The organism is Solimonas marina, from assembly GCF_012241385.1.
In the GTDB taxonomy this organism is placed as follows: Bacteria; Pseudomonadota; Gammaproteobacteria; order Nevskiales; family Nevskiaceae; genus Solimonas; species Solimonas marina.
The window spans coordinates 302,410-316,085 of record NZ_JAAVXB010000002.1; the positions used below are offsets into that span (position 1 = coordinate 302,410).

General features: G+C 65.0%; 23 protein-coding genes. All 23 read right to left on the reverse strand.

All coding sequences use genetic code 11. From position 1 onward, the window contains the following. A complete protein-coding gene (locus G7Y82_RS04550; protein WP_168146834.1) occupies window positions 1-345 on the reverse strand; it encodes a hypothetical protein in 345 nt (114 codons plus the stop codon). A gap of 84 nt (window positions 346-429) precedes the next feature. Further along, window positions 430-861, reverse strand: coding sequence for a hypothetical protein (locus G7Y82_RS04555; protein ID WP_168146835.1), 432 nt, complete (start codon window positions 859-861; stop codon window positions 430-432). Window positions 862-924: 63 nt separating this feature from the next. Beyond that, window positions 925-2,031: a N4-gp56 family major capsid protein gene (locus tag G7Y82_RS04560; RefSeq protein WP_168146836.1), complete on the reverse strand. Its 1,107-nt coding sequence runs from the start codon at window positions 2,029-2,031 to the stop codon at window positions 925-927. Between the two features lie 334 nt (window positions 2,032-2,365). Beyond that, window positions 2,366-3,304 (reverse strand): hypothetical protein, encoded by a 939-nt coding sequence (locus tag G7Y82_RS04565; protein ID WP_168146837.1) that lies wholly within the window; start codon window positions 3,302-3,304, stop codon window positions 2,366-2,368. 20 nt (window positions 3,305-3,324) lie between these two features. Beyond that, a complete protein-coding gene (locus G7Y82_RS04570) occupies window positions 3,325-3,558 on the reverse strand; it encodes a hypothetical protein (protein ID WP_168146838.1) in 234 nt (77 codons plus the stop codon). Next, the gene (locus tag G7Y82_RS04575) at window positions 3,551-3,748 is read right to left on the reverse strand and encodes a hypothetical protein (RefSeq protein ID WP_168146839.1); all 198 of its coding nucleotides are present in this window, start codon (window positions 3,746-3,748) and stop codon (window positions 3,551-3,553) included. Before G7Y82_RS04575 ends, G7Y82_RS04570 begins: the two co-directional genes overlap by 8 nt. Beyond that, window positions 3,745-5,877 carry a portal protein gene (locus G7Y82_RS04580; RefSeq protein ID WP_168146840.1) on the reverse strand — a complete coding sequence of 711 codons (2,133 nt, stop codon included), beginning with the start codon at window positions 5,875-5,877 and terminating at the stop codon, window positions 3,745-3,747. The genes G7Y82_RS04575 and G7Y82_RS04580 overlap by 4 nt, the downstream gene beginning before the upstream one ends. A 1-nt stretch (window position 5,878) precedes the next feature. Then, window positions 5,879-6,160 (reverse strand): hypothetical protein, encoded by a 282-nt coding sequence (locus G7Y82_RS04585; protein WP_168146841.1) that lies wholly within the window; start codon window positions 6,158-6,160, stop codon window positions 5,879-5,881. Further along, the gene (locus G7Y82_RS04590) at window positions 6,157-6,834 is read right to left on the reverse strand and encodes a hypothetical protein (protein ID WP_168146842.1); all 678 of its coding nucleotides are present in this window, start codon (window positions 6,832-6,834) and stop codon (window positions 6,157-6,159) included. Before G7Y82_RS04590 ends, G7Y82_RS04585 begins: the two co-directional genes overlap by 4 nt. A 10-nt stretch (window positions 6,835-6,844) precedes the next feature. Then, window positions 6,845-7,150, reverse strand: coding sequence for an Acb2/Tad1 domain-containing protein (locus G7Y82_RS21170; protein ID WP_206370317.1), 306 nt, complete (start codon window positions 7,148-7,150; stop codon window positions 6,845-6,847). Window positions 7,151-7,163: 13 nt separating this feature from the next. Next, on the reverse strand, window positions 7,164-8,567 hold the full coding sequence (locus G7Y82_RS04600; RefSeq protein WP_206370319.1) for a terminase large subunit domain-containing protein: 1,404 nt from the start codon (window positions 8,565-8,567) through the stop codon (window positions 7,164-7,166). After that, window positions 8,564-9,007, reverse strand: a complete 444-nt coding sequence (locus G7Y82_RS04605; protein ID WP_168146843.1) for a DUF2280 domain-containing protein — start codon at window positions 9,005-9,007, stop codon at window positions 8,564-8,566. The genes G7Y82_RS04600 and G7Y82_RS04605 overlap by 4 nt, the downstream gene beginning before the upstream one ends. Before the next feature lie 19 nt (window positions 9,008-9,026). Further along, window positions 9,027-9,659 carry a putative metallopeptidase gene (locus tag G7Y82_RS04610; protein ID WP_206370321.1) on the reverse strand — a complete coding sequence of 211 codons (633 nt, stop codon included), beginning with the start codon at window positions 9,657-9,659 and terminating at the stop codon, window positions 9,027-9,029. Beyond that, window positions 9,656-9,868 (reverse strand): hypothetical protein, encoded by a 213-nt coding sequence (locus G7Y82_RS04615; protein WP_168146844.1) that lies wholly within the window; start codon window positions 9,866-9,868, stop codon window positions 9,656-9,658. The genes G7Y82_RS04610 and G7Y82_RS04615 overlap by 4 nt, the downstream gene beginning before the upstream one ends. Then, on the reverse strand, window positions 9,865-10,095 hold the full coding sequence (locus tag G7Y82_RS04620; protein WP_168146845.1) for a hypothetical protein: 231 nt from the start codon (window positions 10,093-10,095) through the stop codon (window positions 9,865-9,867). Before G7Y82_RS04620 ends, G7Y82_RS04615 begins: the two co-directional genes overlap by 4 nt. Beyond that, the gene (locus tag G7Y82_RS04625) at window positions 10,092-10,814 is read right to left on the reverse strand and encodes a metallophosphoesterase (RefSeq protein WP_206370323.1); all 723 of its coding nucleotides are present in this window, start codon (window positions 10,812-10,814) and stop codon (window positions 10,092-10,094) included. The genes G7Y82_RS04620 and G7Y82_RS04625 overlap by 4 nt, the downstream gene beginning before the upstream one ends. Continuing rightward, window positions 10,811-11,071, reverse strand: coding sequence for a hypothetical protein (locus G7Y82_RS04630; RefSeq protein ID WP_168146583.1), 261 nt, complete (start codon window positions 11,069-11,071; stop codon window positions 10,811-10,813). Before G7Y82_RS04630 ends, G7Y82_RS04625 begins: the two co-directional genes overlap by 4 nt. Then, window positions 11,068-11,280 (reverse strand): hypothetical protein, encoded by a 213-nt coding sequence (locus tag G7Y82_RS04635; protein WP_168146846.1) that lies wholly within the window; start codon window positions 11,278-11,280, stop codon window positions 11,068-11,070. Before G7Y82_RS04635 ends, G7Y82_RS04630 begins: the two co-directional genes overlap by 4 nt. Before the next feature lie 161 nt (window positions 11,281-11,441). Further along, window positions 11,442-11,855, reverse strand: coding sequence for a DUF1682 domain-containing protein (locus tag G7Y82_RS04640; protein ID WP_168146847.1), 414 nt, complete (start codon window positions 11,853-11,855; stop codon window positions 11,442-11,444). Further along, complete coding sequence (locus G7Y82_RS04645) at window positions 11,852-12,292, reverse strand: hypothetical protein (protein ID WP_168146848.1); 441 nt, start codon at window positions 12,290-12,292, stop codon at window positions 11,852-11,854. Before G7Y82_RS04645 ends, G7Y82_RS04640 begins: the two co-directional genes overlap by 4 nt. Continuing rightward, a complete protein-coding gene (locus tag G7Y82_RS04650) occupies window positions 12,289-12,537 on the reverse strand; it encodes a hypothetical protein (RefSeq protein WP_168146849.1) in 249 nt (82 codons plus the stop codon). The genes G7Y82_RS04645 and G7Y82_RS04650 overlap by 4 nt, the downstream gene beginning before the upstream one ends. 104 nt (window positions 12,538-12,641) lie before the next feature. Further along, window positions 12,642-13,115 (reverse strand): hypothetical protein, encoded by a 474-nt coding sequence (locus G7Y82_RS04655; protein ID WP_168146850.1) that lies wholly within the window; start codon window positions 13,113-13,115, stop codon window positions 12,642-12,644. Next, window positions 13,112-13,672 carry a lysozyme gene (locus tag G7Y82_RS04660; RefSeq protein ID WP_168146851.1) on the reverse strand — a complete coding sequence of 187 codons (561 nt, stop codon included), beginning with the start codon at window positions 13,670-13,672 and terminating at the stop codon, window positions 13,112-13,114. Before G7Y82_RS04660 ends, G7Y82_RS04655 begins: the two co-directional genes overlap by 4 nt. Window positions 13,673-13,676 lie beyond the last annotated feature (4 nt).

Here is a 13,676-nt window from a genome sequence, read left to right on the forward strand (position 1 = left end):
TTACTTCTTCAGGCCCGCTTCCAGCGTCGCCCAGACTTCGTCGCGCTCGACCGTCGTGACTTCGAAGCCGACGGCTTCGGACAGCTTCTTGACGTTCGGCTTGGCGTCTTCGTCGAAAGCAGCCTCGTCGTCGGAGTCGAGCAGCTTCTCGATGGCGACACGGATCTGTTCTGCGCGCTTCTCCGCGGCGGTGGCCTTCTTCGACTTCTTCTCGTCGTCGACGCTGATCCCGACCGGGATGCAGCCCTTGGCGATCGCCTCGCGGCGGAAGTGCGTCGGAACCGTGGAGCCGGCCTTCTCGTGCGTAATCACGAGCGTGTGGCCGCTGGTCAGGGCGAGGGACATGGGCGTGTCGCCCGGTGCACGAAACTTCATGGTGGTTCTCCCGTAGAAGGACAGAAGGGCGGGGATTGCTCCCCGCCCACCTGGTTACGCGCCCGGCAGGCCCGGGCCGCGCGAGTCGAGGCCCTGCGAGAACGCAGCGCGGCCCTGCACGACGTAGTCGATGCGGATGCGGCACTGACCGACCGTCGCGTCCGTGCCCGTCTGCGCGAAGAGCGCCTTCAGCAACTCGTTCACCGTGTGCTTGTAGCCAGTGAGCGTCAGCGCCGTGCGGCCCGCGGTCTTCAGGTCGATCGCCGCTGCGGTGTAGCGGTCATCGTCGGCCGCATCACCAAGCTTGAACGTCGCGGTCGTGCCGCTATCCCACGGCGTCAGGACGGTGAGGTCGCCGCCGACGAGGATCGCGTTCGCCGGTACGTCGAAGGCATCTTCGGCCGTGCCGTACGCGACCGGATCGGTCGCCGAGACTTCGAGGATGGCCGACACGATTTCCTGCCGGCCGGATTTCAGCTTGATCATGGAACTGCTCCTTTCATCATCAGGGGAGGTGAAAGGGGCGCACCGAAGCGCGCCCCTTCCGGGTTACGCGCCTTCGGCGTGATCGATCGTCAGCGCACCGAAGTCCTCGACCGACTTGTCGTAGATCGAATAGAACTCCGGCTTGAGCAGGCCGAACATCTTGTCGACGTTGATGCCCTGCTTGCTGCCGTAGTCGAAGTCCTTCTCGGTCCACTCCGCCGGACCCAGGTCGGCCATGCCCATCGCCTGCGCGCCGCACAGCAGCGTGCGGGTGCCGTTGACGTTGCCGTCCGAGCCCCACTTGTTGCCCGCGCCCGCGCCGGTCGTCGTGTAGACGAGGCGGTGCTCGTGGAAAATGATCCCGTCGAGCGTGACCGTGCCGCCGGTGAAGAACGGCGAGTCCGTACCCGACTTCGTCGCAACCTGCTGCACGGCGCGGATGTAGTCCGGATCCTGCTTGAGCTGGGCGAACGAGCCCGGCCGCAGCATGCAGATGAAATACTCCTTGCCGCCGGACATCAGCGGGCGGATGTAGTGCTCGTTCGCATAGGCCTTGGCCTTCACGATCGCCTTGTAGGTCAGGCGGTCGGTCGCGGCGATCGACGCGGTGCTCGACGGCACCAACTCACCGCCGGCGAACATCAGCGCACGCTTGCTCGACGGTGCGCGGACGTCTTTCGCGAACGCGAGATTGGCGAACGCCGACGACGTGCGCGGGCTGCCGTCGCAGTTGTAGGCGTACGAGATGCCCGACAGCGTCAGGAAGCCGAGCTGATCGAGGCGGTTGCCGAGCCAGTAGGCCAGGCGGTCGCGCGCGGTCTCGCGGAAGCGGATGACCGTACGCTGGTCGGCCATCTTGCCCTTGTTCTTCACGCTGTGCGTGATGAGGTCGATCGTGATGATCTGCTCGAAGGACTGCATCGCCTCTTCGTTGCCTTCACGCTCGTTGTCACCGATCACGCCGTCGTCGACGAGGTCGGCCACGAGCTGGAAGATGCACTGCTCGCCCTTCTCGGTCTTCGTGAGTTCGGTGATGCGCTGAATCATCGAGCCGTCGGACGAGCCGACGAACTTCTTGAGGAACATCTGGTCACGCGCTGCCTGCCAGAGGTCCCGCGACCAGACGAGCTTCTGCTTGTCGGTCAGTGCCGCAAAATTGGTCTGAGCCATTGCCAGTCTCCGAAAGTGGAATTGCTGCTTTCGGGCTGTGCGCCGCCCAATTCCGCGGAGACATGGCTTGCGGCGCCAAGAAGCCGAACTGCTGACGGGAGTAACACCGGCCCGATTTACCGCCGTGGGCGAGGCGAGAGCGCTGTAGTCAGCGAGCCAGATTGAGCGACGGCCGGTTCATCGAAGGCCGGGGAGTGGCGGCCGGAGAATCCCCAGCCGCCGCACAACCATTTCGGGAGTGAACCCGTGGTGAAAGCATCGCTTTCAGCGCGATGTCGTATCCACAACTCAAAAAAAAGCCCGCCGTGTAGGCGGGCAAAACCCCATGTCACCGTTACAGCGTGTCGCCACGCATTTCGCGCTTCACCTTCGCAGGCAGCTTGCCGAACTCTTCGTCGCTGAGGGATTTGGGGTCGAGCTTCGCACCGGTGGCACGGTTGCCCTGACCGCCATTCATCGGTGGCGGCTGCCGGCGAGCGGTCTCGGCGTTGCGCTTCAGCGCCAGGCGCTCGCGCATGCTCACCTGCTTTTGCCGCTGGTCATCGCTCTCTTCTTCTTCGGCCGCCGCCGGCGCGAACAGCTTGCCGGCTTTGTCAGCGGCCTTGCGCAGGGCATCCGCGGCAGAGTCACCCTTGGCCATGTAGCTGTTGCGCATCGCGACGACGTAGTCGATCGCGTCGGCGTTGGCCGCGTCAGAGCGTGAGTCGAGATACGGATACTGCTCGATGACGTCAGCCACCGCTTCGGCAAACGCGCGCTGCACGGTCGTCGCGGTGTCTTCGGCCCGGGCCTGCTCGAGCGCTTTCTGCAGCACGATCGCGTCAATCTGCTCGTCCAGTGCGTCGACCTTGTCGAGGTCGCCGTCGAGCATCGCCTGATTGCGCTGGCGTCGAAGGGCCTTCACGTCGACCTGCTGCTCTTCGGCCGGCTCGTCCTGCTTCTTCGACCCGCCGCGTTCTTCCAGCAGGCGCAGGCGTTCCTCGAGGCGAACGCGCGCTTCCTGCTCGCTCTTCAGCTTATTGTTCACCTCGTCGAAGCGGCCCTTCGGGATGAAGCCAGGGCGGTTCTGTTGCTCGCCTTCCTCTTCTTCCTGCTCTTCCTCTTCTTCGCCAGCGACAGCGCTGAGGTTGCGCTCGTTGAGTTCCGGTTCCGCGTTGTCGCCGCGGTCTTCGGCTTCTTCTTCCTGCTCTTCCTGTTCCTCTTCCTGCTCTTCGAGTTCTTCCTCGATCTCGAGCTCTTCCTGCTCTTCGGTGTTCTGGTTCGGCTTGGGCATGATGGGGCTCCCGTTGGTGGTTACTTCGAGTCCGCGCTACCAAACGCGGCCTTCATCTCCTGCAGACGCTCGCTCGCGAGCTTCTTTGCAGCCTTGAAGCGCTTCGGGTCGCGGCGCACTTCCTGCGCGCGCAACAACGTGCGCATGTCCTCTTCGATCTGCCACTTGTCCGGACCGCTGCTGATCGCGTTCTCGGACTTGGGCATAGAGACGACGCTGACCTTCAACGCGCCTTTCTTCTTGGGGTCAGCCATGTCGCGGCTCCTGTCGGGTGTGCTCGGCGCAGGTGCGCTCCGCATGCGGGTAGGGCGGCCCGGCGCGCCCGTGCGGCCCGGCCTGCTGTGACCAGTGGCCGCAGCCGAGCGCGCACGAGCCCATGCCGTGCGCCGGATTGATCGAGTCGGGCGACCAGTGCCCGCAGGTGCTGCACGTCACGAAGTTCATGGCTGGCCACCTTCAATCCCGGCATCGGCGCCAACGGCCGCGTGTTCGGGATGCGCGGGGAACAGCGGGTGCGTGTTCTGCGGCATGGCGACGTGCTCGATGCCGGCCGGAGCGTTCGGAATGATCGGCGGGGCGTCGCGATCGACGAATCCCGCGGAACCGAGAATCTGATCGGCAAGCGGGGCGGTCGCCGGCGTCTGCGCAATGACCTGGGCAGTCTGGATAGCGCTGAACTGCGCTTCGACTGCCGACGCGGTCGCGTCGGCGTCGGTCTTGCGGGCCTGAGCGTTCGTCAGGTCCGTTTTGGCCTTCGTCATCGGATCAGCCTTGCCGGCGCTGGCCGCCATGCGGCGCAGGATCTCTGCCTTGTCGGCCAGGGTGCTCGCACGGATGATGACGTCGTCCGGAATCGGTACGCCCTCTTCCTTCATCCGCATGGCCTGCTCGAACTGGCCATTCTCGAATGTCACCTGCATCGGCACTTCGGAGATGACGACCTTGTACTCACCGATGGTCAGGTCGTTCATGATCTCGCCGGTGGCTGGGTCCGGCGTGTTCACTGCAAGCGTTTCGTCGTCCGGCTCGCCGGTCTCGGGGTCTTGCTTCGAGATGATGAACAGACGCTCGTCGTCGTAGTACGTCTGAACCAGCCAGAGCAGGCGCGCCGCCAGCAGCTTGCGGGTGCGCGCCAGGTTGTCGAGCTCAACGGAGAGCTGCTGCTGTGCGGCGTGCTGTCGCGACTGAATCGCGATGCCGCTCTTCTCCTGCCCTTCGAGTCCGCGCGCCGCGTCCGGAACCGTGTTCTCCTTCAGCAGCGACATCAGCCGGTCGATCATGCGATCGATGCCGTTCGGGATCTGGTTCGGCTGGATCTTCTCGGGCTTCTGGTTGCGCTTGTGCTCGATCACGACGCCAGTCTTCCCGCCGGACTCGGCGAGTTCTTCGGTCGTCATGTTCGTGAGCGAGTTCTCTTCGACCATCCAGCCGGAGTTCGCCGTCGAGTTGACCGTGTGGATGAACTGCGATCCGAGCTTGTTGAGCGCGTCCTGCGGGCCGGTGGCGTTGTCGACCATGCCGCGGGACTGGCCGCGGCGGAAGAACGGGAAGTAGGGGACGATCGTGAACCACGGATACGGGCTCCAATCGTCGAAGAGCACCGCGTCGTACGTGGTGACGGTCCACTTCACGCGCCGCGCCATGCGCTTCGTGAGAATGCCGCCGTTCGCCGTGTACTGCTGGATCTGCTCAGGGTCGAGCCCTTCGACCACGCGCACGTCGCCGGTGTCCGGCGAGACGATGACCTGGGCGAGCTGATAGACGAACTTCTGCCGATCGATGATGCGTACGCGCATCATGTTCCGGTCGCGCGACAGCGCGTCGTACACGCCGTAGTTGCCGGAATTCTTGTCGCCGAACTTGTTGCGTGACTCCGACGAGCTTTCGTCGTCACCGAAGTCGGCCTCGCCGGCGGCGCTGTTGCTCGGGGCGTTCGATCCGCTTTCCGCTTTCGCGCGAGCCTCGGCGCCGTAGCGCTGCTCGATCTCGTCGAGTGTCAGCCAGCGGCTGACGGTGACGTCTGCCCACTTGTCCGGGCTGTAGCTCTTCGCATCCGGATCGGGCATGACGTCCATCGGGTCGAGGTTGTCGATTCGCACCTCGCCCCGCATGGAGTCGTCGAAGTCGATGCGGATCTCGAAGAACCCGCGGCGCTGGATCATGCCGTCAAGAAAGACGTCCGACTCGATCCAGTGGTACTCGTTGTTGTCGGCGACCTGCATGGCCACCTTCGACAGAACCGTCGCCAGTTCCTGCGTGGCCATGCCGCCGCGCGGCTGGAACGAGATGTCCATGCGGTTCGCGATCTGGTAGCCAGCGGCTGCCTTGATCGCGGGCATGATCTCGTTGAATTCCAGCGGCAGACGGCCCTGTTCGCGCAGGACTTCCTTGTCCGCTTCGGTCCACTGCTTGCCGCCGCCGAGCACGTACTCTTCGAGCCGCCGTACCTCACGGCAGTAGTCGTCGTGCCCGCGGCCGCGCAGGTATTCGTAGCGCTGCCAGTTCTCATCGGCGATCAGCTTTTCCGCGATCACATCTGAGGGGGCAAGAGTCGTGTCGGAGCCGTCTGCCATTTCAACGAGTCATGATCACCGGGGTAGCCGCGGCGATCTCAATGCGCGGGCCTGCGGTGGCATGCCGGTATGCCTCGAGCCGGACCAGTTCGTTGACGGCGTCATCAAACGCCAGCTTGCAACGCGTGTCCGGATCGGGAGGCCCTGCCACCTTTCCGACCACGGTAAAGCCGCCGTCGAGTGCCAATACACAGCACGTCGTCGTGGTTCCGGGCACGTGCCAGAAGTGCGCTTTGCTGGTGCTGACCAGCTTCTCGACGGACTGGATGACCTCGGGCGTCATGAGCCGACGACCTCGTTCGTACCGTCCCAGACGAACTCGCTGAGCGGCAGATGCGTGCGGCAGCCGATACAGAACGTGCCCGAGTAGAACTTCGGGTCGCGGGCATACGTTTCGGCGATGTCCCGCGAAATCGTCGTCGCGGCGCCGCAGCCAGATCCGCGCGTCATCTGCACCGGGCCGTCGAACTTGGCGCCGTGGCCGACATGCACGTACGTGTTGCGGACCGGCCGCACGAAGCCCTTGGCGCGCTCTTCCGCTGTCAGCACGACGTAGTCCTTCTGCAGGCCCGTCGCCGGATTGATCATGCGGTGCTCGTCGTCGACCGGCTCGCCGCTCGAAAGCTGCTGCGCCGAGCGGTCGACGGGTGGCGCCTGGACCGGTGGCTGAGGCTCGGCAGGCTTCGGCTGCTCGATCAGCGTGTAGCCGTCCTCGAAGGCCGCGGCCGGCGACCACGAAGCGTAGCCGTCACCGTACTGAACGATGTAGCCGCCGATCAGTGAGTGGGCAGCACCCGGCGGCGCCACGCGTGCCAGCCATTCGCCCGCTACGCTGGTTTCATACCCACCTTCGCAGATCAGTTCGGCGTCGCCGTTTTCGTTGAAAACGTTGATATGCTCGATCTTCGCGGCGCGCACGCGCTTGTGGCACTGGTACAGCGGGAGTTCGTTGTTCATGGACTTGTCCTCAGCCAGTGATGTGCTTCACAGCCCACATGACCGCTTCCTCGACCTTCGTCTTAGCGATCGACAACTCGCGGCTGGTCTTGGTGATCTGTTCGAGCCCGGTCAGGAACTCGTGCAGCTCGAGGCCCATGTCCTTGAGCTTCTGCATGGCCGCCTTCTCGTCGTCGCTGAGCACGCGGTAGTCGTGACCAGTGATGTTGTTGACGGTGCGGGCGTCGGACGTCGACGGAAACGTCGCGGCCGGTGCCGCCGGCGTGGCGGTGGTGGTTTCGGGGGCGGCGGTCGGGGTGCTGGTGGTCTGGTCCATGGTGAATCTCCGGTTACGCGGTCATCGCTGAGCCGCGGGTCTTGGCTTTGAGCCGGTCGCGCCATGACGCTTTCTTGCGCTGGCCGGCGTAGAGGAAGGGGTAGCCCTGGGCAAACTGCCGGAACGCGTCGGCCGGGTTCGATGCCCAATCGTGTAGGGGCTCCTGCTTGTAGGCGGACAGCTTCTCGTCCCACTCGCGGCGGTACGCTTCGAGCGCCGCGATGCCGTCGGCACACTTGTCGGTGTCGAAGTAGCAGGAGGGCAGCGCGCCGCGCGTCTGGTTGATCGACGCCACGAGGTTTTCGGTGCGCGGCACGACCTCGAACTGATGGCCGGGCAGCAGCTCCTGCAGGATCTCGCGGATGCACTTGCCGCCGGCGGCCAGCGTCTTGTTCTCGGCGTCGTGCGGCAGATAGTGCTTGCCGTACGTGTAGCCCTTGCTCTGGATGTCGGCGGCGAACCACTGCAAGTCCTTGCCGCTGGCTTCCATGAAGTCGATGAAGCGGTGCTCCATGCCGACGTGCTGGTGGAACCAGACCGCCGTGGTGTCGTTCCAGCCCAAGTCCCAGAAGGTGTTGACGGGGACATGCGGCAGGCGCGGGATGTTGAGGATCCGGCCGCCGGCGCGCGCGGCTTCCATCTGTTCGGCGAAGTAGGCGCCCTTGATGCTCGGGCTTTCCCAGCGGCCGAGCAGCAGCGCGTTCTGTTCTTCCTCGGTCAGCAGCAGCAACGTCTGCCGGTAGCCGCTGTCGCGCAGATGCGGGTTGTCGCTGAGGCGCGCGGCGATGAAGCGACGCGTCATCTGCGTGACCTCGCCGGTTTCCGGGTCCGTGACCTCGATAACGAAGCGCGTCGAGCTGCCTTCTGTTTGGATGCGCCAGTAGTCCTTCACCCACCGGAAGCCTGGGCCGTCCGGGTTGGTGGTGGCGCGCACGTAGCACTTGATCGAGGGATCAGACGTGCGCACGCGCGACAGCAGGTAGCGGTAGGGCACGTCGGTTGGGAACAGCGTCAGCTCGTCCCAGCCGACGTACTGAAAGGCACGGCCGCGGTATTTGAAGCGGTCCGAGTCGTACTGCATGTGCCCGAACTCGATGCGCGCGCCGCTCGGGAATTTCCAGACATGGGCCTGCTTGTCGTAATCGCCGCCGTATGCCGGGTAGATGTCGTGCGACCGGTCGATCAGGTCTTTCAGGTCGGGGTAGGTGCGGCGGAACAGGATGGCCTGGTACGCGCGCTTGCCGATCGCGTCCTGCTGCAGGCCGAGCGCGTCGATCAGTAGCGCGTCGGACTTGCCGGCGCCGGCGGCGCCGCCGTACAGCACTTCGAACTCGGGCGCGGCGAGCAACATCGACTGCTTCGGCGTCGGCTGCCAAAGCACCTCTTCATCGACCCACACGGAAGTGACCTGACTCACTTCGCGTCCTTCGCCGGCACGATGACCGTGCGCGCCGTCGACTTCACGTTCGCGTCGACCTTCTGGCGGTTCGTGTAGACGTCGCCGACCTCTTCGGCTGCCTGCTTCAGCAGTTGGGCAGCCAACGGCAGGTTCTTCATCGACTCGGCCTTGTCGACCATGCGCTGCAGCGTGCGCAGCCGGACCGCCTTGTTGGCGATCGGGATGTCGTTCGTCTTGGTCTTGAACTCCTTGCGGGTGGCGTCGAACAGAACACGCCATTTCTCGCTCAGGTTCTTCCCGGCGCGCTTGTTCGGGTCGTACTGCTCGACCGACTGCCGGGTGACGACGATGCCGAATTCCTGCTTGACGGCCTCGGCCACGACAGATGGGGCGTCGTAGCACGCCAGGCCCTGCACGATGAAGGCTTTGACCTCGTCGGGGAGCTTGCTCTTAGCCATAACTCGCGTCTATTCCGAGTCAGGCCACGCGTGACACACACGTGCCGCACGCGTGAGCCACAGAGAACGGGGCGATTGAGGGCCGGCGCTTGGCAGCTTCGACCATGCGGGCGACCTGCCCGTCGGGTTGGCCCACGCCGTAGCGGGCGACCACGCCGATGAATTCCTCGACGTCGTGCCCGCGGATGGCGTACTGCGGCTTACCGTCGCGGCCGAACTTTGGGGCGCCGAACGCATCGAGCGCCTGGGCGATGTGGTAGAGCTCGTGGTCGACGAGGGCGCACCACTCGACGTCGGAGCATTGGCTGCAATACTCGGAATCGAGCGTGATGACGAAGGCGGGGACGCGGCCGAACCAGTGCTCGAACTGCTCTTCCTGTCGCCGGCGCTTCCAGCCTCCCGATTGGAACTGGACCTGCTCGGCTTGGCCGATGACGCGGCGCATGCCCTTGTCGAAGCCGCTGGCCGCCCACAGGAATTCGAGGTCGCACTCGGGGAGGTGGGCGTGGTCGGGGTTGTGCAGTGGGCTCGACTCGTCGAAGAACGTCGCGTCGAGCCACGGGCGGATGTCGGTTGCCGGCGTAAAGCTGACAACGCGATCGCCGATCAGGCGGCCGAGTGTGTCGGGTGGGGTTGGACGCGTGGTGGTCATGGATGCCCCAGCGTCGAATTGAGCGGCGCCACTGCGAGAAAGTCGCCGGTCAGGCGACCATCTCGCCAAGCGAATCCATCCAAGGCGGGTAGCCGCCCTTCGTGGACCTTTTTCAGGAGCAGGTTTGCCGATACGAACGCCATGAGACGGCCGTCTTGCCAGTATTCGCGGCAGAACGTGTCGGGATTGTCGTAGACGGCGGCGGTCATGGCGCGATCTCCTTGGCTGCCGAGAAGCACAGGCCGATCGCGTGGGCGCGGGTGAAGGGCTCATCGCCGAACGCGCGGTAGTCGACGTTGCCGTCGGGCAGCTCAATCACCAGCACGCAGCGCGGCGGTGGGGCGTCGCCGTACTCGATCTCGTTCGCGACCACCCTCAGCGCTTCCGGGATGTCGTGGACCTTGTATCGGCGGAAGGGACTCACCTTGGCGCTCATGCGGCTAGAGCCTCGAAGTGCGAGGCGGTCCAGACTCGACCGCTGGCGGGCTCGATCATGGTCAGCCGTCCCATCGGCAGAAACGCGCCGGTATCGATGAACACGTGCGATCCGATGCGCTTGACCTCCAGCACGACCGAATGACCGACATAGGTCGCGGACAGGCCTGGCTGTGCGGTGCCGGCGGCAGTGACCTGCAGGCCGTGCTCCGATCCCGATCCCTGAATCAGGCTGCGGCCCCACAGAAGACGCTGGATGTTGCTGAAGCTGTAGCGGCCGGCGTCCAGTTCGGCATCCGTCATGAACGTTTCGGCGTGCAGGACGTTGAAGCGGCGCGGCCCTTCGCCTACGGCGATGACGAGCGGTAGTGCTTTGACCTTCTCGACATAGGTGCCCGCAATCTCCGGATGCGCCGCTGCCCAGTCGCCGCCATTTCCCTGCCAGCAGGCGAACGACGATGACTCGCCTGCAAGGGCATTGGCCATCAAGTCTTCGTGGTTCCCTTGCACTGCGAAGAACCACGGGGTATCGAGCAGCGCGAGACAGCCCGGCGAGTCAGGGCCACGGTCGATCAGGTCGCCGACGCTGAACATGCGGTCGGTCGCAGGGTCGAATCCAGCCTCACGCAGCAGTTGGCGGAAGAGCGCGAGGTGCCCGTGCAGATCGCCGACCACGAAATCGCGGCCAGCCGCGTTGGCAGGGAAGTGTCGGACGATCACGGCATCCCCTCCATCGCGATCAGGCAGGCCGCGCCCAGCGAGTGCCGCTGGCGGATGAACTCGGCGCTGAAGTTCTGGCGGAGCCAGGCCGGCATGTCTTCCGGATGCAGCGCCAGCAGCTCTTGAGATGGTCCGCGGCAGAACTGAACGCCTTGCTTTGTCGCCCGTGCGCGCAGTTCGCAGGCATCGAACATCATCCGAGCAAACTGCGCGGTCTCCGCCTGCCACTTCGCGAGCGCGGCGTTCGTCTCGATCACGCCTGCTCCGGTTCGGTGGCGGCCGGTTCCGGCGGAACGTTGGTGAACCGGAACGGGCACGGGGCGCCGAGTGCTGAATATGCGATCTCGATGCCCTCGCGGTGCTCCCGCGTCCACTGCATGCCGCGCATGTCGAGCTGCGCGACGAGTCCGGTCAGGACTTCAGCGACGCGCTGCTGCTGAATCTGGGTGATGAACTTTCCGGCCATGTCCTCGTCTCGTCGGTCTTTGCAACCGTCGCCACTCCCATGACGACTGAGGACAGAATGAGGGGCGGGGAGAAGGGCAAACCACAGCTCGGACTACATCCAGCGGCGCTTGTTGCCGCCGCCGCGCTGACGGGGTTCGCGGCGTTTGGGCTTCTGTTTGCTCATGAGGTCGTGTCGTTTGGCGGCGGGGGAGGAAGAGGGATCGTGGGGATTACGGCTGCGGCCGGCAGGCCTTCGACTCGACCTTTCAAGAAGGCGAGTTCGACGCGCATCGATGCACGTTGCTCCGCATCCTCCATGCGGTGTTTCTCGCACTCGTCGAGCTTCACCAGAATGCGGTTGCGCTCGTCGGCGTCTTCCTTGCGGCGCTTCTCCGCTTCGGTGCGCTCGGCGAGCAGGGCGTCGGCCAACTGCTTGTTGAGTTCCTGCTGCTGGTCTTCCTTGGCGCGCTTCATGTCGACCGCCTGCTTGGCGGCGTTTGAGCGCAGCTCGCGCGTCTGCTTCCACAACCCGAACAGGGTTGCGATGAAGCCTCCGGCGCCGCCGAGCAGAGCTACGATGGCTTCTGGAGTCATGAAGGCCGCCCGAGCAGCTTGTCGATCGTCGAGCGGTTGCGCGAGAAGAAGAACACCGTCACCCACAGGATCCCGCCGACCAGCGTCTTCAGCGCCAGTACCAGCGGGATCGCGCCAGGGTAGAGCGGCACGAGCACGAGGACGGTGAATAGGCAGGCCATCGACAGCACGAGCGGATCGACGACGGCAACGAGGGGTTTCAGCAGTTCGGCGACCGGTCCGAGCTGCTGCTGCAGGTATCGGCGGTAGTGCCAACGGACATACCAGAGGCCGGCGGCCAACAGCCCGTTGCCGATCACCTGCTGAAAGATCGAGTCGGTGGTGCCGAGCACGTCGTACGGCGTGCCGCTGGCGAATGCCTTGGCCGCCCAGGCGAGCACGGCGATCGCGGTGAAGATGAGCGCGGATGGCCAGGTCCGGCGGATGGCGTATTTCACGGTTGCCCCCTCGTTGTCGCCGACAGGATCAGCGGGAAGTTGCGCCCGGGCTTGAGGGCGACGACGAAGTTCGCGAGCTGCTGCTGCGCGGCGAGTAGATCCTGCTCGGCTCGGGCGCGAGCCTCTTTCGATCGAGCCTCCGCAGTGAACGCGGCGTCGAGCCGGCGCTCGGCATCTCGAATGCCGGCAGCGATGCGCAGCACCGCCTCACCGACCGCGACGGGATTCGGATCATCGACCGCCACAGGATTCGAGTTTGGCTTTGATATCGGCGATGTCGGCTTCGCGCCGCGTCGCGTGCGCTTCCAGCCCGATCGCCCAGGCGATGACGTCTGCGTAAGGAGAGTGCTCATTGCCGGCCCACGTCTCCACCGGCTGCGGCTGCAGCAGATCCGCCCGCACCGTGCACGGTGGCGGGGGTTCCGGTGGCAGGGCCGGGGTCGGCCGGTTGATGGAGCAGCTCGTTAAGATCAGCGCCGATAGGCTGATTGATGCAATCCGGTTCATCGGTGGCGGGCCTCTGGAGGGCGGCGATCTGCAGCGCGGCGATGCGCTTTTGCGCGCTGCTCAGGGCGGTGTTGATGCGGGTGTCGCGCGCTGCGCGGTCGGCGAGCTGCGCGTCGTCGAGCTGCTGCTGCTGCTTCATGGCGCGAATCGTGTCGTTCGCGACCGCGGTGTTGTGATTGGCGGCCGTCACGCGTGCTTCGGCAGAGTCGGCTTGCGCGCTGTATGCGTCGCCGCGCTGCCACGCTGCGTAAACGCCGACGGCGAGCAGCAGACAGAGAATCCACGGGATCAGCCGCAGCCACGGGAAGAGCGTCACGCGGCCTTCCTCCAATCCTCACCCATGAAGAGCGCCTGCTCGCACAGCCGGCGAACCAGAAGCCCGTGAATGACGCGACCACCCGACTTGTCCCACTTCGGGAACTCGCCGGCGGCAGCCGCGAAGTTGCCCTCGTTCACCAGGCGCAGCAGCGTGGAGTCGCCGAGCCCTTCAGCGATCGTGTCATCGTCGATGTCGAGGCCACAGTTGTAGGCGAACGAGACGAGGGCATCGAACTGCGCCTGCGTCACCTCGACCTTCAAGAGCGAGTTGACGCCCTTCTCGTAGATGTACAGGTCGGCTTCGAACTGGCGGTCGGCCTGCAGTTGCGTCCACGTCAGGCCGGGGATGACTTCCTTGCCCGTGTGTCCCCGTCCGATCGTCCACGGCGCACCGTCGAGCGATTTCCAGTTCGGCACCTGTCGGTACTCGCGCATCGGCAGATGGCGCGCGGTGCACGCGCGGCCGAGCGGCGAGCCAGGATCGGGGTACGCTTCGAGCTCGCACGACTCGAAGTGCTGGATCAGATCAACGCAGGATTGGCTCGCTCGAAGCATGGAC